The sequence below is a fragment of the Streptococcus mitis genome, from assembly GCF_965111725.1.
Taxonomy (GTDB): Bacteria; Bacillota; Bacilli; order Lactobacillales; family Streptococcaceae; genus Streptococcus; species Streptococcus mitis_DV.
Genome location: NZ_OZ217341.1, coordinates 995,852 through 1,016,079, shown reverse-complemented (window position 1 = coordinate 1,016,079; position 20,228 = coordinate 995,852). Strand labels below are relative to the sequence as shown.

Sequence of the window (20,228 nt, the reverse complement as noted above, 5' to 3'; positions counted from 1 at the left end):
AAACCACTCAATTTACTACTAATTTACTACTTATGAATGAGCTTTGATACGACGATTTATCCTTGAAAAGTGAAGATATAAAGATACTTCCAATAAAATTTGAATATTTAATAGGTAGACACTTCAAAAAATGAGGTGTCTATTTTTTTACCCGATTTTGAAAGGAAGTGAACTTATGAAAACAAAAAATCAAGAATCAAAAGGTCGTTCCCCACTCTTTAAGACCATCAAACATTCATTCAGCCAATAAAAAAGAAAGGATAGGTAAAAATATGGAACTTAAATTTGTGATTCCCAACATGGAAAAAACATTCGGCAATTTAGAATTTGCTGGCGAGGATAAAGTCGTTCAGCGAAGAATCAACGGACGGCTAACTGTCTTATCAAGAAGCTATAATCTCTATTCTGATGTTCAAAGAGCAGATGATATTGTGGTGGTGCTTCCTGCTGAAGCTGGCGAAAAACATTTCGGCTTTGAGGAACGTGTGAAGTTAGTCAATCCACGTATTACCGCAGAGGGCTACAAAATCGGCACTCGTGGTTTTACAAATTACCTTTTACATGCTGACGACATGATAAAAGAATAAAGAAAGAGAGGAAAAATGATGAGATTAGCAAATGGCATTGTATTAGATAAAGACACGACTTTTGGAGAATTGAAATTCTCTGCTCTACGTCGTGAAGTGAGAATCCAAAATGAAGACGGGTCGGTTTCAGATGAAATCAAGGAACGTACCTATGACTTAAAATCCAAAGGACAAGGACGCATGATTCAAGTAAGTATTCCTGCCAGCGTGCCTTTGAAAGAGTTTGATTATAACGCACGGGTGGAACTTATCAATCCCATTGCGGACACCGTTGCTACTGCCACCTATCAAGGAGCAGATGTTGACTGGTATATCAAGGCAGACGATATTGTGCTGACAAAGGATTCTAGTTCATTCAAAGCTCAACCACAAGCAAAGAAAGAACCGACACAAGACAAATAGTCGCTAGGTAGAAAGGAGACTTTTTCGCATGAAACAGCGTGGTAAAAGGATTCGCCCATCTGGTAAAGATTTAGTCTTTCATTTTACGATAGCGTCACTCCTGCCTGTTTTCCTGCTGGTTGTCGGACTGTTTCATGTGAAGACAATCCAGCAGATCAACTGGCAGGATTTTAACCTATCACAAGCAGATAAGATTGACATTCCCTATTTAATTATCAGTTTCAGTGTCGCAATTCTTATCTGCTTGCTGGTAGCGTTTGTATTCAAACGGGTTCGCTATGATACGGTTAAACAACTTTACCACCGTCAAAAACTGGCAAAGATGATACTTGAAAACAAGTGGTATGAATCTGAACAGGTCAAAACAGAGGGTTTCTTTAAAGATAGTGCTGGTCGTACAAAGGAAAAGATAACCTACTTCCCTAAAATGTATTATCGACTTAAAAATGGCTTGATACAGATACGGGTGGAAATCACGCTGGGAAAATATCAAGACCAACTCTTACACTTGGAAAAGAAATTAGAGAGTGGCTTGTACTGTGAGCTGACGGATAAAGAGTTAAAGGATTCCTATGTGGAATATACTTTGCTCTATGACACCATAGCCAGTCGTATTTCTATTGATGAAGTAGAAGCTAAAGATGGTAAACTTCGCTTAATGAAAAACGTATGGTGGGAATATGATAAGCTCCCTCATATGTTGATTGCTGGTGGTACAGGTGGCGGTAAAACTTACTTTATACTGACACTGATTGAAGCCTTGCTTCATACAGATTCAAAACTGTATATTCTTGACCCGAAAAATGCTGACCTTGCGGACTTAGGTTCTGTGATGGCAAATGTCTACTATAGAAAAGAAGACTTGCTTTCTTGCATTGAAACATTCTATGAAGAAATGATGAAACGTAGTGAGGAAATGAAGCAGATGAAGAACTATAAGACTGGCAAAAATTATGCTTACTTAGGTCTCCCGGCACACTTCTTAATCTTTGATGAATACGTCGCTTTCATGGAAATGCTGGGAACAAAAGAAAACACCGCAGTTATGAATAAGCTGAAACAGATTGTCATGTTAGGTCGTCAAGCTGGCTTCTTTCTAATACTGGCTTGTCAACGTCCAGACGCAAAATATTTAGGCGACGGAATCCGTGATCAGTTTAATTTCAGAGTGGCTTTAGGTCGTATGTCTGAAATGGGCTATGGCATGATGTTTGGCAGTGACGTACAAAAGGATTTCTTCTTAAAGCGAATCAAAGGTCGTGGCTATGTTGATGTAGGAACAAGTGTCATATCAGAGTTTTATACTCCCCTTGTACCAAAAGGATATGATTTCTTGGAGGAAATTAAAAAGTTATCCAACAGCAGACAGTCCACGCAGGCGACGTGCGAAGCGGAAGTCGCAGGTGTGGACTGATCTTGCTGGCTGGTGTGGCAATAGCCACGCCAGCACTTAACCCCCCGTATCTAACAGGGGGGTACAAATCGACAGGAAACAGTCAAAAAAACATTAGAAAATCCTTTGGTTACAAGGGATTTACAAAATTTCAGCGTATGTCAAATGGGCTTTAAAAGTTGACATACGCCTTTTTGATTGGAGGGATTTTTACTGAATGAACAAACTTGGTTACAGCATTTAAAAGAAAAACGCTTGGCTTATGGACTATCTCAAAACCGTTTAGCTGTTGCGACTGGTATTACAAGGCAGTATCTAAGCGATATTGAAACAGGAAAAGTCAAGCCATCAGAGGATTTACAGCAGTCCCTTTGGGAAGCTCTGGAACGCTTCAATCCCGACGCTCCCCTTGAAATGCTGTTTGATTATGTAAGGATTCGCTTTCCGACAACAGACGTACAGCAGGTGGTCGAAAACATCTTACAACTGAAACTGTCCTATTTTCTTCATGAGGACTATGGTTTCTATTCTTATTCAGAGCATTATGCTTTAGGCGACATATTCGTCCTTTGCTCCCATGAACTGGACAAAGGAGTTCTGGTGGAATTGAAAGGTCGTGGGTGCAGACAATTTGAAAGCTATCTTCTGGCACAACAAAGAAGCTGGTATGAGTTCTTTATGGACGTTTTGGTGGCTGGCGGTGTGATGAAACGCCTTGACCTTGCCATTAACGATAAGACAGGGATTTTGAATATCCCTGTACTCACTGAAAAGTGCCAACAGGAAGAATGTATCTCCGTCTTCCGCAGTTTTAAAAGCTATCGCAGTGGCGAACTGGTACGCAAAGAGGAAAAGGAATGTATGGGAAACACCCTCTATATCGGTTCATTACAAAGTGAAGTTTATTTCTGTATCTATGAAAAGGACTACGAGCAGTACAAGAAAAATGATATTCCCATTGAAGACGCAGAAGTAAAAAACCGTTTTGAGATTCGATTGAAAAATGAGCGTGCCTATTATGCAGTCCGTGATTTACTCGTCTATGACAATCCAGAGCATACCGCCTTTAAAATTATCAATCGGTATATCCGTTTTGTAGATAAAGACGATTCCAAACCTCGTTCTGATTGGAAACTGAATGAAGAATGGGCTTGGTTTATTGGGAACAATCGTGAACGATTAAAACTAACCACAAAACCAGAGCCTTACTCCTTCCAAAGGACGCTGAACTGGCTATCTCATCAAGTTGCCCCGACCTTAAAGGTTGCGATTAAACTTGATGAAATCAACCAGACGCAGGTTGTAAAAGACATTCTCGACCATGCGAAACTGACAGACCGACACAAGCAGATTTTGAAGCAACAGTCAGTAAAAGAACAGGACGTGATAACAACAAAAAAAGGATATCTGTCAACCATACCAGTTGACAGATATCCAAAAAAAGATATAATGGGAGATAAGACGGTTCGTGTTCGTGCTGACTTGCACCATATCATAAAAATCGAAACAGCAAAGAATGGCGGAAACGTAAAAGAAGTTATGGAAATAAGACTTAGAAGCAAACTTAAGAGTGTGTTGATAGTGCAGTATCTTAAAATTTTGTGTATAATAGGAATTGAAGTTAAATTAGATGCTAAAAATTTGTAATTAAGAAGGAGGGATTCGTCATGTTGGTATTCCAAATGCGTAATGTAGATAAAACATCTACTGTTTTGAAACAGACTAAAAACAGTGATTACGCAGATAAATAAATACGTTAGATTAATTCCTACCAGTGACTAATCTTATGACTTTTTAAACAGATAACTAAAATTACAAACAAATCGTTTAACTTCTGTATTTATTTACAGATGTAATCACTTCAGGAGTGATTACATGAACAAAAATATAAAATATTCTCAAAACTTTTTAACGAGTGAAAAAGTACTCAACCAAATAATAAAACAATTGAATTTAAAAGAAACCGATACCGTTTACGAAATTGGAACAGGTAAAGGGCATTTAACGACGAAACTGGCTAAAATAAGTAAACAGGTAACGTCTATTGAATTAGACAGTCATCTATTCAACTTATCGTCAGAAAAATTAAAACTGAATACTCGTGTCACTTTAATTCACCAAGATATTCTACAGTTTCAATTCCCTAACAAACAGAGGTATAAAATTGTTGGGAGTATTCCTTACCATTTAAGCACACAAATTATTAAAAAAGTGGTTTTTGAAAGCCATGCGTCTGACATCTATCTGATTGTTGAAGAAGGATTCTACAAGCGTACCTTGGATATTCACCGAACACTAGGGTTGCTCTTGCACACTCAAGTCTCGATTCAGCAATTGCTTAAGCTGCCAGCGGAATGCTTTCATCCTAAACCAAAAGTAAACAGTGTCTTAATAAAACTTACCCGCCATACCACAGATGTTCCAGATAAATATTGGAAGCTATATACGTACTTTGTTTCAAAATGGGTCAATCGAGAATATCGTCAACTGTTTACTAAAAATCAGTTTCATCAAGCAATGAAACACGCCAAAGTAAACAATTTAAGTACCGTTACTTATGAGCAAGTATTGTCTATTTTTAATAGTTATCTATTATTTAACGGGAGGAAATAATTCTATGAGTCGCTTTTGTAAATTTGGAAAGTTACACGTTACTAAAGGGAATGTAGATAAATTATTAGGTATACTACTGACAGCTTCCAAGGAGCTAAAGAGGTCCCTAGCGCCTACGGGGAATTTGTATCGATAAGGGGTACAAATTCCCACTAAGCGCTCGGGACCCCTTGTAGGAAAATGTCCTAAGTGGGATATCTGTCAACTGGTATGGTTGACTAAAAATACTTCCTACGAAAATGTAGGGGGTATTTTTTTACGAAAAAATACAATCGATTCTTAAAAAGAAAAATTTTTGGCTCTTTGTCAACTGTAGTGGGTTGATGAAAAGCTAAGATCTAGAAAGGACAAATTTCGTCCTTTCTTTTTTGATGTTCAGAGCGATAAAAATCCGTTTTTTGAAGTTTTCAAAGTTCCGAAAACCAAAGGCATTTCGTTTGATAAGCTTGATGAGATTATTAGTGGCTTCCAATTTTGCGTTAGAATAGGGTAGTTGAAGAGCGTTGACAATTTTTTCTTTGTCCTTGATAAAGGTTTTAAAAACAGTCTGAAAAAGAGGATGAACCGGCTTAAGATTGTCCTCAATAAGTCCGAAAAATTTCTCTGATTCCTTATTCTGAAAGTGAAAAAGCAAGAGTTGATAGAGATTATAGTGGTGTTTCAAGTCTTCTGAATAGCTCAAAAGCTTGTCAAGAATCTCTTTATTGGTTAAGTGCATACGAAAAGTAGGGCGATAAAATCGCTTATCACTGAGTTTACGACTATCTTGTTGAATGAGCTTCCAGTAACGCTTGATAGCCTTGTATTCATGGGATTTTTGATCGAACTGATTCATGATTTGGACACGCACACGACTCATAGCACGGCTTAAATGTTGTACAATATGGAAACGATCTAGAACGACTTTAGCACATGGAAAAAGCTGTTTAGCTAAGGCATAGTAGGGACTAAACATATCCATAGTAATGATTTTCACTCGACATCGGACGGCTCTATCATATTTAAGAAAGTGATTTCGAATAATAGCTTGTGTTCTTCCCTCAAGAACAGTGATGATATTGAGATTGTCAAAATCTTGCGCAATGAAACTCATCTTTCCCTTGGTAAAGGAGTACTCATCCCAAGACATAGTCTTTGGAAGCCGAGAAAAATCATGCTTAAAGTGAAAGTCATTGAGCTTGCGAATAACAGTTGAAGTTGAAATGCCAAGCTGATGAGCAATATCGGTCATAGAAGTTTTTTCAATCAGCTTCTGAGCAATTTTTTGGTTGATGATACGAGGGATTTGATGATTTTTCTTTACTAGAGGAGTCTCAGCAACCATCATTTTTGAGCACTGATAGCAGTTAAAACGGCGTTTTCTAAGGAGAATTCTAGTAGGCATACCAGTTGTTTCGAGGTAAGGGAGCTTAGATGGTTTTTGAAAGTCATATTTTTTCATTAGACTTCCACAATCAGGACAAGAAGGGGCCTCATAATCCAGTCTAGCGATGATTTCTTTGTGGGTATCCCTATTTATGATGTCTATAATCTGGATATTAGGGTCTTTAATATCGAGTAGTTTTGTGATAAAATGTAATTGTTCCATATGATTCTTTCTAATGATGGTTTTGTCGCTTTTCATTATAGATCTTATGGGACTTTTTTTCTACAACAAAATAGGCTCCATAATATCTATAGGGGATTTACCCACTACAAATATTATAGAGCCTTTGAATGGAGGAAAATCACATGAAAATTATTAATATTGGAGTTTTAGCTCATGTTGATGCAGGAAAAACTACCTTAACAGAAAGCTTATTATATAACAGTGGAGCGATTACAGAATTAGGAAGCGTGGACAAAGGTACAACGAGGACGGATAATACGCTTTTAGAACGTCAGAGAGGAATTACAATTCAGACAGGAATAACCTCTTTTCAGTGGGAAAATACGAAGGTGAACATCATAGACACGCCAGGACATATGGATTTCTTAGCAGAAGTATATCGTTCATTATCAGTTTTAGATGGGGCAATTCTACTGATTTCTGCAAAAGATGGCGTACAAGCACAAACTCGTATATTATTTCATGCACTTAGGAAAATGGGGATTCCCACAATCTTTTTTATCAATAAGATTGACCAAAATGGAATTGATTTATCAACGGTTTATCAGGATATTAAAGAGAAACTTTCTGCCGAAATTGTAATCAAACAGAAGGTAGAACTGTATCCTAATATGTGTGTGACGAACTTTACCGAATCTGAACAATGGGATACGGTAATAGAGGGAAACGATGACCTTTTAGAGAAATATATGTCCGGTAAATCATTAGAAGCATTGGAACTCGAACAAGAGGAAAGCATAAGATTTCAGAATTGTTCTCTGTTCCCTGTTTATCACGGAAGTGCAAAAAACAATATAGGGATTGATAACCTTATAGAAGTGATTACGAATAAATTTTATTCATCAACACATCGAGGTCAGTCTGAACTTTGCGGAAAAGTTTTCAAAATTGAGTATTCGGAAAAAAGACAGCGTCTTGCATATATACGTCTTTATAGTGGCGTACTGCATTTGCGAGATTCGGTTAGAATATCGGAAAAGGAAAAAATAAAAATTACAGAAATGTATACTTCAATAAATGGTGAATTATGTAAAATTGATAAGGCTTATTCCGGGGAAATTGTTATTTTGCAGAATGAGTTTTTGAAGTTAAATAGTGTTCTTGGAGATACAAAGCTATTGCCACAGAGAGAGAGAATTGAAAATCCCCTCCCTCTGCTGCAAACGACTGTTGAACCGAGCAAACCTCAACAAAGGGAAATGTTACTTGATGCACTTTTAGAAATCTCCGACAGTGACCCGCTTCTGCGATATTATGTGGATTCTGCGACACATGAAATCATACTTTCTTTCTTAGGGAAAGTACAAATGGAAGTGACTTGTGCTCTGCTGCAAGAAAAGTATCATGTGGAGATAGAAATAAAAGAGCCTACAGTCATTTATATGGAAAGACCGTTAAAAAAAGCAGAGTATACCATTCACATCGAAGTTCCACCGAATCCTTTCTGGGCTTCCATTGGTCTATCTGTAGCACAGCTTCCATTAGGGAGCGGAGTACAGTATGAGAGCTCGGTTTCTCTTGGATACTTAAATCAATCGTTTCAAAATGCAGTTATGGAGGGGATACGCTATGGCTGTGAACAAGGATTGTATGGTTGGAATGTGACGGACTGTAAAATCTGTTTTAAGTATGGCTTATACTATAGCCCTGTTAGTACCCCAGCAGATTTTCGGATGCTTGCTCCTATTGTATTGGAACAAGTCTTAAAAAAAGCTGGAACAGAATTGTTAGAGCCATATCTTAGTTTTAAAATTTATGCGCCACAGGAATATCTTTCACGAGCATACAACGATGCTCCTAAATATTGTGCGAACATCGTAGACACTCAATTGAAAAATAATGAGGTCATTCTTAGTGGAGAAATCCCTGCTCGGTGTATTCAAGAATATCGTAGTGATTTAACTTTCTTTACAAATGGACGTAGTGTTTGTTTAACAGAGTTAAAAGGGTACCATGTTACTACCGGTGAACCTGTTTGCCAGCCCCGTCGTCCAAATAGTCGGATAGATAAAGTACGATATATGTTCAATAAAATAACTTAGTGTATTTTATGTTGTTATATAAATATGGTTTCTTGTTAAATAAGATGAAATATTTTTTAATAAAGATTTGAATTAAAGTGTAAAGGAGGAGATAGTTATTATAAACTACAAGTGGATATTGTGTCCTGTATGTGGAAATAAAACACGATTAAAGATAAGGGAAGATACTGAATTAAAAAAATTCCCCCTCTATTGTCCGAAATGCAGACAAGAAAATTTAATTGAAATAAAGCAGTTCAAAGTAACTGTGATTACAGAGCCAGACGCAAAGACGCAGAGCCGATAAAATGAGATTAATACAATCTCATTTTATCGGCTCTTTCCGTTATGTATGGATTCTTTTAATTAGTCTTCGATGTTTCTTGCTTCGTTGATACCGCTGGCTAAAGATTCCATTAAGGATAGTTCTTTGTCTGTAAAGCTATCCATGTATTTCTCTATCTGTAATCGTCGGGTGCTTTTTACCAAGTTATTAGCAGGTAAGAAAAATTCATCAACGGAAACATGAAGTAACGATACAAGGTCATAAAGAACTTGTATGCTGGGGTGTTGCCCTTTATTTTCAATATTAGTTAAGTACCGTGGGTCAATTTCAATCAATGCTCCCACTTGTTCACGAGTTAAACCTCGTTTCAATCGAGCTTCTTTAATGGCTAAACCAAAGGCTCTAAAATCATATTTATCTTCTTTTTTACGCATAGTAGACCACCTCTATACATTTTATTGTTCCTACTGAATTAAAAACAGGTATAGAAAAACGTGTTATATGGTTTATAGGTTTATATTTAATAAAAAGCACTACTAAACGCCAATAAAAAAAACCGTTATATGGTAGTGCTATTTACGCTGTTAAAATATTGTATATTACTTCCAAATGGCGGTTTGTTGGAGGTCAACGTCGCCATGAAGTACATCATATACAATAAATTTCCTTACATTGGGTTCTTGTCAAAAAAAGTCGTCTATCTGCAATAGATAAGTACGTCCACCAATGTGGTTTTATAAATCATATAGATAGAATAACAGAAGCATGTAAACAGAGAAATAAATCTGTTTATATGCTTTTTTGGCTATTCAGAACTTTTTTACAAAGTTTATTTATCAGTAATGCAACAAATCCCCCTTTCACATTGGGACTAAGAGTGAAAGGAGATAAACGAGCAAGGCTCACTTCCTTTCCTAGACAGAAAGGGGGTGAGAAACATGAAACCATCTTCTTTTCAGACCACAATAGAAAATCAGTTTGACTATATCTGTAAACGTGCTATGGAAGACGAGCGAAAGAATTATATGCTTTATCTTTCAAGGATTGCAAAGCGTGAGGTGTCCTTTTCGGATGTTGGCGATTATCTTGTTAGCCAGTTTGCGACAACAGATAACTATTCAACTGACTTTCAGATTTTTACACTCAATGGGTTATCAGTAGGCGTTGAAAATGATTTGTTGAGTGAAGCATTACGTGAGTTGCCAGACAAGAAACGTGAAATTCTACTGCTGTTTTACTTTATGGACATGAGCGATTCAGAAATTGCAGACCTGTTGAAATTGAACCGTTCTACTGTCTATCGGCATAGAACCAGTGGACTAGCCTTAATTAAAAAGTTTATGGAGGAATTTGAAGAATGAAAACACAATATCCTATGATTCCCTTTCCTCTCATTGTAAAGGCAACAGATGGCGATACCGAAGCGATTAACCAGATTCTACATCATTACAGAGGGTACATAACGAAGCGTTCCCTACGACTTATGAAAGATGAATATGGCAATCAAAGTATGGTCGTTGATGAAGTCTTACGTGGAAGAATGGAAACCAGACTGATTACAAAGATTTTGTCATTTGAAATTAAGTAATATCCTCTCTCCTTTCGTGGAAGCGTGCTAAACCATTCCACGCTTCCCGAACAGGGAGGTTTGTTATTCCACCAAAGCATATTGAGCTTTCAATGTGTTTTGATAGGCTAACGAGCCATTGTTCTTTGAAAACTGAATAAAAGTAATCGAATACGTTTCGATAAGAAAAGAGCCAACGGAACTAACCGCCATGACCTATCTTATAAAGATAGCGAGCGATTCATGTTAGTGATCCGAGAAGCAATCTTTAGCAGGATTGCCTGCAACGACATTCTTATCGTGATAATGATACTCCCATACAGTCAATAGTCCGAGCGTGATAAAACCGTCGCAGGCAATGAGTATGGCTACATGAGAACCATGCAGGGGTGGAACTCCCGTGAGCTTTGCTAAAGCTGTTCGATTGCTGGTAAAACAACTTTTATGAAATCCAAATAAGTGATTTGGAAAGGAGGATTTTATGAAGCAGACTGACATTCCTATTTGGGAACGTTATACCCTAACCATTGAAGAAGCGTCAAAATATTTTCGTATTGGCGAAAACAAGCTACGACGCTTGGCAGAGGAAAATAAAAATGCAAATTGGCTGATTATGAATGGCAATCGTATTCAGATTAAACGAAAACAATTTGAAAAAATTATAGATACATTGGACGCAATCTAGCGTCGCCAAAGGGTCTTGTATATGATAAAATAGTATTAAGTCGTATCAAGGCTCTTTCCATAAAGGAAAGGAGCAAATGCCATGTCAGAAAAAAGACGTGACAATAAAGGTCGAATCTTAAAGACTGGAGAGAGCCAACGAAAAGACGGAAGATACTTATACAAATATATAGATTCATTTGGAGAACCGCAATTTGTTTACTCGTGGAAACTTGTGGCTACAGACCGAGTACCAGCAGGAAAGCGTGATTGTATCTCACTTAGAGAGAAAATCGCAGAGTTACAGAAAGACATTCATGATGGTATTGATGTTGTAGGAAAGAAAATGACACTCTGCCAGCTTTACGCAAAACAGAACGCTCAAAGACCAAAGGTTAGAAAAAACACTGAAACTGGACGCAAATATCTTATGGATATTTTGAAGAAAGACAAGTTAGGTGTAAGAAGTATTGACAGTATTAAGCCATCAGACGCTAAAGAATGGGCTATTAGAATGAGTGAAAATGGTTATGCTTATCAAACCATCAATAACTACAAACGTTCTTTAAAGGCTTCATTCTATATTGCTATACAAGATGATTGTGTTCGGAAGAATCCATTTGACTTTCAACTGAAAGCAGTTCTTGATGATGATACTGTCCCTAAGACCGTACTAACAGAAGAACAGGAAGAAAAACTGTTAGCCTTTGCAAAAGCTGATAAAACCTACAGCAAAAATTATGATGAAATTCTGATACTCTTAAAAACAGGTCTTCGTATTTCAGAGTTTGGTGGTTTGACACTTCCAGATTTAGATTTTGAGAATCGTCTTGTCAATATAGACCATCAGCTATTGAGAGATACTGAAATTGGGTACTACATTGAAACACCAAAGACCAAAAGTGGCGAACGTCAAGTTCCTATGGTTGAAGAAGCCTATCAAGCATTTAAGCGAGTGTTAGCGAATCGAAAGAATGATAAGCGTGTTGAGATTGATGGATATAGTGATTTCCTCTTTCTTAATAGAAAGAACTATCCAAAAGTGGCAAGTGATTACAACGGCATGATGAAAGGTCTTGTTAAGAAATACAACAAGTATAATGATGATAAGTTACCACACATCACTCCATGTTGAGGCAGTATCACTGCTTGTACAAGCTGAGGTATCAGCGAAGTAGAAGTAAATGTTCTCCCATTCGATAGGACTCGTAGAATGAAGAGGAAAACCGACGAAACGATACGGTAAGTCCGAAACGCTCAGTGTGTAAGCTTGTTGCTAAAAGCGTAAAAACCTTTGAATGAAAGGAATAATAGACTTCCTGCGAAACAAAAATATAATACAATAAAACTATGAATGATGAAGCAAGTAAACAATTGAGCGATAGCCGTTTTAAGAGCCTTGTAGATGTTCAGCGCACGACTTTTGAAGAGATGTTATCTGTGTTAAAAACAGCTTATCAACGTAAACGCGCAAAAGGTGGAAGAAAACCCCAATTAAGCCTAGATCGATCTCCTCGTGGTAACTATTCAATACATGCGAGAATAGCGCACTTATGAACAAATTGCGGCTGATTTTGGCATTCACGAAAGCAACTTAATTCGTCGGAGTCAATGGGTTGAAGCAACTCTTATTCAAAATGGTTTTACGATTTCAAATTCTGCCTTAATTCTGTAAAAACAGTAAAATTCGAAGGATTGTAAGGTAAGAGTTTTTTTCTTTCTGAAAAAATGGTATAATAGCAATCAAAACTAGAAAATAAAACGGAATTTGGAACAGATTTGTCTGTATCCTAGTAGAGTGGTGATACTATGAAGATTAGTAAGAGGCACTTATTAAATTATTCCATCTTGATTCCTTACTTGCTTTTATCTATTTTGGGCTTGATTGTGGTCTATTCGACCACCAGCGCTATTTTAATTGAAGAAGGCAAGAGCGCCTTGCAATTGGTTCGAAATCAAGGAATCTTTTGGATTGTTAGTTTGATACTGATTGCCTTAATTTATAAATTGAGACTAGATTTTTTGAGAAATGAGCGACTAATCATTTTAGTTATATTGATAGAAATGGTTTTATTGTTTTTGGCTCGTTTTATTGGTATTTCCGTGAACGGGGCATACGGTTGGATTTCGGTTGCAGGAGTAACTATTCAGCCAGCTGAGTACTTAAAAATCATTATTATTTGGTATTTGGCTCACCGATTCTCCAAACAGCAAGAAGAAATAGCTATTTATGATTTTCAAGTTTTGACTCAAAATCAATGGCTTCCCCGTGCTTTTAATGATTGGCGATTCGTTCTCCTGGTTCTGATTGGAAGTTTGGGAATTTTCCCTGATTTAGGAAATGCGACTATTTTAGTATTGGTTTCCTTGATTATGTATACAGTTAGTGGAATCGCTTATCGTTGGTTTTCAACCATTCTGGCGCTCGTATCTGCCGCTTCTGTCTTTGTCTTGACCACTATCAGCCTAATCGGTGTTGAGACCTTTTCAAAAATTCCAGTATTTGGCTATGTGGCCAAGCGCTTTAGTGCCTTTTTTAATCCTTTTGCCGATCGTGCGGATGCGGGTCACCAGTTATCTAATTCTTATTTTGCCATGGTCAATGGCGGTTGGTTTGGTCTAGGTCTTGGGAATTCGATTGAAAAACGAGGTTATTTACCAGAAGCTCATACAGACTTTGTCTTTTCTATCGTGATTGAAGAATTTGGCTTTGTTGGTGCCAGTCTGATTTTAGCTCTCTTGTTTTTCATGATTTTGCGGATTATCTTGGTCGGTATCCGAGCGGAGAATCCTTTCAATGCCATGGTTGCACTCGGTGTCGGAGGGATGATGTTGGTTCAGGTATTTGTCAATATCGGAGGGATTTCGGGCTTGATTCCATCTACAGGAGTAACCTTTCCCTTCTTATCCCAGGGTGGAAACAGTCTTCTAGTCTTGTCAGTGGCAGTGGCCTTTGTCTTAAATATTGATGCCAGTGAAAAACGCGCTAAGTTGTACCGAGAATTGGAAAATCAACCAATGAACCTTCTGTGAAGTAGAATAAAGAAAGGATAGTCTATGTCTCTTCAAAAATTAGAAAATTATAGTAATAAAAGTGTTGTGCAAGAAGAAGTATTGATTCTAACAGAATTGCTGGAAGATATTACTAAAAATATGCTTGCCCCAGAGACCTTTGAAAAAATCATGCAGTTGAAAGAATTATCAACGCAGGAAGATTATCAAGGTCTAAACCGTCTAGTGACTAGCTTATCAAATGATGAAATGGTCTATATTTCACGCTATTTTTCAATCTTACCTCTTTTGATTAATATTTCAGAGGATGTGGATTTAGCTTATGAAATCAATCATCAAAATAATATTGATCAGGACTATTTAGGTAAATTATCTACAACGATTAAAATGGTTGCTGAAAAAGAAAATGCCGTTGAGATCCTAGAACACTTGAATGTTGTCCCTGTTTTGACAGCCCATCCAACACAAGTGCAACGCAAAAGTATGTTGGATTTAACAAATCATATTCATAGTCTTTTGCGTAAATACCGTGATGTAAAGTTGGGGTTGATCAATAAAGAAAAATGGCACAATGATTTGCGTCGTTACATCGAAATTATCATGCAGACAGACATGATTCGTGAGAAAAAATTAAAAGTGACTAACGAAATCACGAATGCTATGGAATATTACAACAGCTCCTTTTTGAAAGCTGTACCTCACTTGACGACGGAGTATAAGCGCTTAGCGCAAGCCCATGGGCTGAATTTAAAACAGGCCAAACCGATCACCATGGGTATGTGGATAGGTGGTGACCGTGATGGAAATCCATTTGTTACAGCAGAGACCTTGAAGCAGTCTGCACTCACTCAGTGTGAAGTCATCATGAACTATTATGATGAAAAGATTTACCAACTTTATCGTGAATTTTCTCTTTCAACTAGCATTGTCAATGTAAGTAAGCAAGTCAGAGAAATGGCTCGTCAGTCTAAGGATAACTCGATTTACCGTGAAAAAGAGCTTTACCGTCGTGCCTTGTTTGATATTCAATCAAAAATTCAAGCAACAAAAACCTATCTGATTGAAGATAAGGAAGTTGGGACTCGTTATGAAACCGCCAATGATTTTTACAAGGATTTGATTGCCATTCGAGATTCTCTACTAGAAAATAAGGGCGAGTCCTTGATTTCAGGTGATTTCGTGGAATTATTGCAGGCAGTAGAGATATTTGGTTTTTACCTAGCATCAATTGATATGCGACAAGACTCTAGCGTCTATGAAGCATGTGTGGCAGAACTCTTGAAATCATCAGGAATTCATTCTCGTTATAGCGAGTTGAGCGAAGAAGAAAAGTGTGACCTTCTCTTGAAAGAATTAGAAGAAGATCCCCGAATTCTTTCTGCGACTCACGCAGAAAAATCAGAATTATTAGCAAAAGAACTAGCTATTTTTAAGACGGCTCGTGTTTTGAAAGATAAGTTGGGAGATGATGTCATCCGTCAGACCATCATTTCACATGCAACCAGCCTTTCTGATATGCTAGAATTAGCTATTTTATTAAAAGAAGTAGGACTGGTGGATACGGAAAGGGCGCGTGTTCAGATTGTTCCCCTTTTTGAAACAATTGAAGACTTGGATCATTCAGAGGAAACAATGAGAAAATATCTTTCTCTTCCTCTTGCCAAGAAATGGATTGCTTCTCGCAATAACTACCAAGAAATCATGCTTGGCTACTCTGACAGTAATAAAGATGGTGGCTATTTATCATCATGTTGGACCCTCTACAAGGCTCAACAACAATTGACTGCTATCGGAGATGAATTTGGCGTTAAGGTTACCTTCTTCCATGGTCGTGGTGGTACTGTCGGTCGTGGTGGTGGGCCAACCTATGAAGCCATCACATCTCAACCGCTCAAGTCTATCAAGGATCGTATCCGCTTGACGGAGCAGGGTGAAGTAATTGGCAATAAATACGGTAACAAAGACGCCGCTTACTATAACCTTGAAATGCTAGTATCGGCAGCTATTAACCGTATGATTACTCAGAAAAAGAGCGATACCAATACCTCAAATCGTTATGAAGCCATTATGGATCAAGTAGTGGACCGTAGTTACGATATCTACCGTGATTTGGTCTTTGGTAATGAGCATTTCTATGATTATTTCTTCGAGTCAAGTCCAATCAAGGCTATTTCAAGTTTTAATATTGGTTCTCGTCCAGCCGCTCGTAAGACCATTACTGAAATCGGTGGTTTGCGTGCCATCCCTTGGGTATTCTCATGGTCACAGAGTCGTGTTATGTTCCCTGGATGGTACGGGGTTGGTTCAAGCTTCAAGGAATTTATCGATAAAAATCCAGAGAATATTGCTATCTTACGAGATATGTACCAAAATTGGCCTTTCTTCCAATCGCTTCTTTCAAATGTTGATATGGTTTTGTCAAAATCAAATATGAATATTGCTTTTGAATATGCTAAACTTTGTGAAGACGAGCAAGTTAAGGCCATCTATGAGACTATTTTAAATGAATGGCAAGTTACTAAGAACGTTATCTTGGTTATCGAAGGACATGACGAACTCTTAGCTGACAATCCATATCTAAAAGCTAGTCTGGATTACCGTATGCCTTACTTTAATATTCTCAACTATATTCAGTTGGAGTTGATTAAACGCCAACGCCGTGGAGAATTGTCAAGTGATCAAGAACGATTGATTCATATCACCATCAACGGAATTGCGACAGGATTGCGTAATTCGGGTTAATCATTTTCAAAAGTGAAGATGAAAAAAATTCTAATAGACTATTGACAAGTAGTTTAAAAATGATATAATTTAACCATTCAGAAAAGTAATCATACAAACTTTTTAGAGAGTCTGTGGTAGCTGAAAACAGATAAGTGATGATGATGAAAATTGGGCTGAATGCTATTTAGAATTTGAAATCATAAAAATTCGGTGAGCACACCTTACAGTGCATCTCGTTATTGCGAGACAGAGCGATAGGGAAATTCCCTATAATTGAGGTGGTACCGCGCATCGACGTCCTCACACAAGTTTTTTGTGTGAGGACTTTTTTGATGGAGGTTAGTATGGAAAGAAAACGATGGCGTCGCTTGTTTATACTCAATGAAAATCAAAGTACAAACTAGGAAGCTAGCCGCAGGTTGCTCAAAGCACTGCTTTGAGGTTGTGGATAGAACTGACGAAGTCAGTAACCATAGCTACGGCAAGGTGAAGCTGACGTGGTTTGAAGAGATTTTCGAAGAGTATTAGATAAGTGAAGTATTTTAAAGGAATAAAAAGGAGAAATAGAATGAAAAATAAACGTTTAATTGGAATTGTCGCTGCATTAGCACTCCTAGTAGCAGGAAGCTTGATTTACTCTTCAATGAATAAACCAGAAGCTCAGAATAATAAGGATGAGAAGAAAATAACCAAGATTGGTGTGCTTCAATTTGTGAGTCATCCATCCCTTGATTTGATTTATAAAGGGATTCAAGCTGGACTTGCAGAAGAAGGTTATAAAGATGACCAGTTGAAGATCGACTTTATGAACTCAGAAGGTGACCAAAGTAAGGTTGCGACAATGAGTAAACAATTGGTTGCAAATGGGAATGACCTTGTGGTTGGTATTGCGACACCAGCTGCTCAAGGTTTGGCTAGTGCCACAAAAGACCTACCGGTTATCATGGCTGCTATTACAGACCCAATTGGTGCTAACTTGGTCAAAGATTTGAAAAAACCAGGTGGCAACATTACAGGGGTATCTGACCACAATCCAGCTCAACAACAAGTTGAACTCATCAAAGCTTTGACACCGAATGTGAAAACAATCGGAGCTCTTTACTCAAGTAGTGAAGACAATTCAAAAACACAGGTCGAAGAATTTAAGGCTTATGCTGAAAAAGCAGGTCTGACAGTGGAAACATTTGCAGTTCCTTCAACAAATGAAATTGCCTCAACTGTCACTGTTATGACTAGCAAGGTAGATGCTATTTGGGTTCCGATTGATAACACCATTGCATCAGGATTTCCAACGGTTGTCTCTAGCAATCAAAGTTCTAAGAAACCAATTTATCCAAGTGCGACAGCTATGGTAGAAGTAGGTGGTTTGGCATCAGTTGTAGTTGACCAACATGACCTTGGTGTGGCAACTGGTAAAATGATTGCGCAAGTCTTGAAAGGTGCAAAACCAGCCGATACCCCAGTCAATGTCTTTTCAACTGGTAAGTCAGTCATCAATAAAAAAATAGCACAAGAACTAGGTATTACGATTCCTGAGTCTGTTCTCAAAGAAGCAGGACAAGTCATCGAATAAATAAGGTAGGGAGGAGGAGACTCTTCCCATTTTTTAAAAAGATGAATATAGAAAGGATTAAATAAAATATGATTGTCTCTATTATTTCTCAAGGATTTGTCTGGGCTATTTTAGGTCTGGGGATCTTTATGACATTTAGGATTTTAAACTTTCCAGATATGACAACAGAAGGTTCCTTCCCTCTTGGGGGAGCTGTTGCTGTCACTCTGATAACCAAAGGCGTGAACCCATTTCTAGCGACAATTGTTGCTGTTGGAGCCGGTTGTTTGGCTGGAATGGTAGCAGGCCTTCTTTATACAAAAGGGAAGATCCCCACCTTGCTCTCAGGGATTTTGGTGATGACTTCCTGTCACTCTATCATGCTCTTGATTATGGGACGTGCAAATTTAGGCTTACTTGGAACCAAACAAATCCAGGATGCCTTGCCTTTTGAATCGGATTTAAATCAACTCTTGACAGGTCTCATTTTTGTTAGTCTTGTCATTGCTCTCATGCTCTTTTTCTTGGACACTAAACTCGGACAAGCCTACATTGCTACAGGTGACAATCCTGATATGGCTAGAAGTTTCGGGATTCATACTGGACGCATGGAGCTCATGGGCTTGGTCTTATCAAATGGTGTGATTGCCCTTGCAGGAGCTCTCATTGCCCAGCAAGAAGGGTATGCCGATGTATCTCGAGGAATCGGGGTTATTGTTGTGGGGCTTGCAAGTTTGATTATTGGGGAAGTTATTTTCAAGAGTTTGAGCTTGGCAGAGCGCTTGGTTACTATCGTTGTAGGTTCTATCGCTTATCAATTCTTAGTGTGGGCAGTTATCGCACTTGGCTTTAATACAAGTTACCTTCGTCTATATAGTGCAGTGATTTTAGCAGTCTGCCTCATGATTCCAACATTTAAGCAAACCATCTTGAAAGGAGCCAAATTAAGCAAATGACAGCAATTGTAGAATTAAAAAATGCAACCAAAGTCGTTAAAAATGGCTTTGATGAAGAAAAGATTATTTTAAATGATGTTTCCTTAGAAATTTTTGAACAGGACTTTATCACGATTTTGGGTGGAAATGGTGCTGGTAAATCAACCCTCTTTAACACTATTGCAGGAACCTTATCACTAACCAGTGGAACTATCCGTATTTTAGGTGAGGATGTTACCAAGTTTTCACCAGAGAAGCGCGCCAAGTATCTGTCTCGTGTCTTCCAAGATCCAAAGATGGGGACAGCTCCTCGTATGACGGTGGCTGAAAATCTTTTGATTGCCAAGTTTCGTGGTGAAAAGCGTGGATTGTTACCAAGACGTTTGGCTAGCTATAAGGATGAGTTTCAGGCAACCATTGAAAAAGTAGGAAATGGTCTTGAGAAACACTTGAATACACCGATTGAGTTTTTATCAGGTGGTCAAAGACAAGCCTTGAGTCTCTTGATGGCAACCTTGAAGCGACCTGAATTACTCTTGTTAGACGAGCATACTGCAGCTCTTGATCCAAAGACAAGTGTTGCCCTCATGGAATTGACAGATGAATTTGTCAAGAAGGATCAATTGACAGCGCTTATGATTACTCATCATATGGAAGATGCTCTTAAGTATGGCAATCGCTTAATTGTCATGAAAGAAGGACAAATTATTAAAGATTTGAACCAGGAAGATAAAGCAAAAATGAAAATCTCTGATTATTATCAACTCTTTGAATAAAGTAGGGAAAATGAGTGAAATGGTTTACTTTTTTTCTGAAATAAAGTATACTATATAAAGTAAACTATGATAACATGGAGGTATTGTG

At 37.8% G+C, this 20,228-nt stretch carries 20 protein-coding genes, 4 pseudogenes and 1 other annotated feature; of the genes and pseudogenes, 21 read left to right on the top strand and 3 right to left on the bottom strand.

Annotation, left to right across the window (positions count from 1 at the left end; all coding sequences use genetic code 11):
• The first annotated feature begins 272 nt into the window (after nucleotides 1-272).
• The 8 genes and pseudogenes from ACLV7Q_RS05045 to erm(B) all read left to right on the top strand — a co-directional run bounded on the left by ACLV7Q_RS05045 (nucleotide 273) and on the right by erm(B) (nucleotide 4,995).
• The gene (locus ACLV7Q_RS05045) at nucleotides 273-587 is read left to right on the top strand and encodes a YdcP family protein (RefSeq protein ID WP_000420682.1); all 315 of its coding nucleotides are present in this window, start codon (nucleotides 273-275) and stop codon (nucleotides 585-587) included.
• 15 nt (nucleotides 588-602) lie between these two features.
• Complete coding sequence (locus ACLV7Q_RS05040; RefSeq protein WP_000985015.1) at nucleotides 603-989, top strand: YdcP family protein; 387 nt, start codon at nucleotides 603-605, stop codon at nucleotides 987-989.
• A gap of 28 nt (nucleotides 990-1,017) precedes the next feature.
• Nucleotides 1,018-2,403, top strand: coding sequence for an FtsK/SpoIIIE domain-containing protein (locus ACLV7Q_RS05035; RefSeq protein ID WP_000813488.1), 1,386 nt, complete (start codon nucleotides 1,018-1,020; stop codon nucleotides 2,401-2,403).
• Nucleotides 2,404-2,405: 2 nt separating this feature from the next.
• Entirely contained in the window at nucleotides 2,406-2,558 is a 153-nt protein-coding gene (locus ACLV7Q_RS05030; RefSeq protein ID WP_000879507.1) for a hypothetical protein, read from the top strand.
• A gap of 22 nt (nucleotides 2,559-2,580) precedes the next feature.
• A pseudogene (mobT, locus tag ACLV7Q_RS05025) lies at nucleotides 2,581-3,783 on the top strand (MobT family relaxase); the annotation flags it as partial.
• A 48-nt stretch (nucleotides 3,784-3,831) separates the two neighbouring features.
• Nucleotides 3,832-4,001, top strand: a pseudogene (locus ACLV7Q_RS05020) (MLS leader peptide).
• 48 nt (nucleotides 4,002-4,049) lie between these two features.
• Nucleotides 4,050-4,133: a 23S rRNA methyltransferase attenuation leader peptide gene (locus ACLV7Q_RS05015; RefSeq protein ID WP_001814874.1), complete on the top strand. Its 84-nt coding sequence runs from the start codon at nucleotides 4,050-4,052 to the stop codon at nucleotides 4,131-4,133.
• Nucleotides 4,134-4,257: 124 nt separating this feature from the next.
• Complete coding sequence (erm(B), locus tag ACLV7Q_RS05010) at nucleotides 4,258-4,995, top strand: 23S rRNA (adenine(2058)-N(6))-methyltransferase Erm(B) (RefSeq protein ID WP_002292226.1); 738 nt, start codon at nucleotides 4,258-4,260, stop codon at nucleotides 4,993-4,995.
• A 331-nt stretch (nucleotides 4,996-5,326) separates the two neighbouring features.
• Here erm(B) and ACLV7Q_RS05005 read toward each other — a convergent pair whose 3' ends face one another.
• Nucleotides 5,327-6,583, bottom strand: coding sequence for an ISL3 family transposase (locus tag ACLV7Q_RS05005; RefSeq protein ID WP_173306895.1), 1,257 nt, complete (start codon nucleotides 6,581-6,583; stop codon nucleotides 5,327-5,329).
• Nucleotides 6,584-6,726: 143 nt separating this feature from the next.
• Between ACLV7Q_RS05005 and tet(M) the strand changes: the two genes are divergently transcribed.
• Nucleotides 6,727-8,646, top strand: coding sequence for a tetracycline resistance ribosomal protection protein Tet(M) (gene tet(M), locus ACLV7Q_RS05000; RefSeq protein WP_000691743.1), 1,920 nt, complete (start codon nucleotides 6,727-6,729; stop codon nucleotides 8,644-8,646).
• Nucleotides 8,647-8,764: 118 nt separating this feature from the next.
• A complete protein-coding gene (locus tag ACLV7Q_RS04995) occupies nucleotides 8,765-8,932 on the top strand; it encodes a cysteine-rich KTR domain-containing protein (protein WP_000336323.1) in 168 nt (55 codons plus the stop codon).
• A 59-nt stretch (nucleotides 8,933-8,991) separates the two neighbouring features.
• Here the strand turns inward: ACLV7Q_RS04995 and ACLV7Q_RS04990 are convergent, their stop codons facing one another.
• Nucleotides 8,992-9,345 (bottom strand): helix-turn-helix transcriptional regulator, encoded by a 354-nt coding sequence (locus ACLV7Q_RS04990; protein WP_001227347.1) that lies wholly within the window; start codon nucleotides 9,343-9,345, stop codon nucleotides 8,992-8,994.
• 504 nt (nucleotides 9,346-9,849) lie between these two features.
• Between ACLV7Q_RS04990 and ACLV7Q_RS04985 the strand changes: the two genes are divergently transcribed.
• On the top strand, nucleotides 9,850-10,272 hold the full coding sequence (locus tag ACLV7Q_RS04985) for a sigma-70 family RNA polymerase sigma factor (protein ID WP_000804885.1): 423 nt from the start codon (nucleotides 9,850-9,852) through the stop codon (nucleotides 10,270-10,272).
• Nucleotides 10,269-10,499 (top strand): helix-turn-helix domain-containing protein, encoded by a 231-nt coding sequence (locus ACLV7Q_RS04980; RefSeq protein WP_000857133.1) that lies wholly within the window; start codon nucleotides 10,269-10,271, stop codon nucleotides 10,497-10,499. Before ACLV7Q_RS04985 ends, ACLV7Q_RS04980 begins: the two co-directional genes overlap by 4 nt.
• A 225-nt stretch (nucleotides 10,500-10,724) precedes the next feature.
• Here ACLV7Q_RS04980 and ACLV7Q_RS04975 read toward each other — a convergent pair whose 3' ends face one another.
• Complete coding sequence (locus tag ACLV7Q_RS04975) at nucleotides 10,725-10,976, bottom strand: hypothetical protein (protein ID WP_001845478.1); 252 nt, start codon at nucleotides 10,974-10,976, stop codon at nucleotides 10,725-10,727.
• Between ACLV7Q_RS04975 and ACLV7Q_RS04970 the strand changes: the two genes are divergently transcribed.
• The 9 genes and pseudogenes from ACLV7Q_RS04970 (at nucleotide 10,960) to ACLV7Q_RS04930 (ending at nucleotide 20,140) form a co-directional block, all read left to right on the top strand.
• On the top strand, nucleotides 10,960-11,163 hold the full coding sequence (locus ACLV7Q_RS04970) for an excisionase (RefSeq protein ID WP_000814511.1): 204 nt from the start codon (nucleotides 10,960-10,962) through the stop codon (nucleotides 11,161-11,163). The genes ACLV7Q_RS04975 and ACLV7Q_RS04970 overlap by 17 nt on opposite strands.
• An 81-nt stretch (nucleotides 11,164-11,244) precedes the next feature.
• Nucleotides 11,245-12,270 (top strand): annotated as a pseudogene (locus tag ACLV7Q_RS04965) (site-specific integrase); the annotation flags it as partial.
• A 221-nt stretch (nucleotides 12,271-12,491) separates the two neighbouring features.
• Nucleotides 12,492-12,807: pseudogene (locus ACLV7Q_RS04960) on the top strand (helix-turn-helix domain-containing protein); the annotation flags it as partial.
• A 143-nt stretch (nucleotides 12,808-12,950) separates the two neighbouring features.
• Entirely contained in the window at nucleotides 12,951-14,174 is a 1,224-nt protein-coding gene (gene ftsW, locus ACLV7Q_RS04955) for a cell division peptidoglycan polymerase FtsW (RefSeq protein WP_061439109.1), read from the top strand.
• A 24-nt stretch (nucleotides 14,175-14,198) separates the two neighbouring features.
• The gene (gene ppc, locus ACLV7Q_RS04950; RefSeq protein WP_218758075.1) at nucleotides 14,199-16,895 is read left to right on the top strand and encodes a phosphoenolpyruvate carboxylase; all 2,697 of its coding nucleotides are present in this window, start codon (nucleotides 14,199-14,201) and stop codon (nucleotides 16,893-16,895) included.
• A 69-nt stretch (nucleotides 16,896-16,964) separates the two neighbouring features.
• Nucleotides 16,965-17,182: a binding site (T-box leader), on the top strand.
• 76 nt (nucleotides 17,183-17,258) lie between these two features.
• Nucleotides 17,259-17,405: a hypothetical protein gene (locus ACLV7Q_RS04945; RefSeq protein WP_000695828.1), complete on the top strand. Its 147-nt coding sequence runs from the start codon at nucleotides 17,259-17,261 to the stop codon at nucleotides 17,403-17,405.
• Between the two features lie 40 nt (nucleotides 17,406-17,445).
• Nucleotides 17,446-18,450 carry a tryptophan ABC transporter substrate-binding protein gene (gene trpX, locus ACLV7Q_RS04940; protein WP_218758076.1) on the top strand — a complete coding sequence of 335 codons (1,005 nt, stop codon included), beginning with the start codon at nucleotides 17,446-17,448 and terminating at the stop codon, nucleotides 18,448-18,450.
• Between the two features lie 68 nt (nucleotides 18,451-18,518).
• Nucleotides 18,519-19,385 carry an ABC transporter permease gene (locus ACLV7Q_RS04935; RefSeq protein ID WP_218758077.1) on the top strand — a complete coding sequence of 289 codons (867 nt, stop codon included), beginning with the start codon at nucleotides 18,519-18,521 and terminating at the stop codon, nucleotides 19,383-19,385.
• Complete coding sequence (locus ACLV7Q_RS04930) at nucleotides 19,382-20,140, top strand: ABC transporter ATP-binding protein (protein WP_218758078.1); 759 nt, start codon at nucleotides 19,382-19,384, stop codon at nucleotides 20,138-20,140. The genes ACLV7Q_RS04935 and ACLV7Q_RS04930 overlap by 4 nt, the downstream gene beginning before the upstream one ends.
• Nucleotides 20,141-20,228 lie beyond the last annotated feature (88 nt).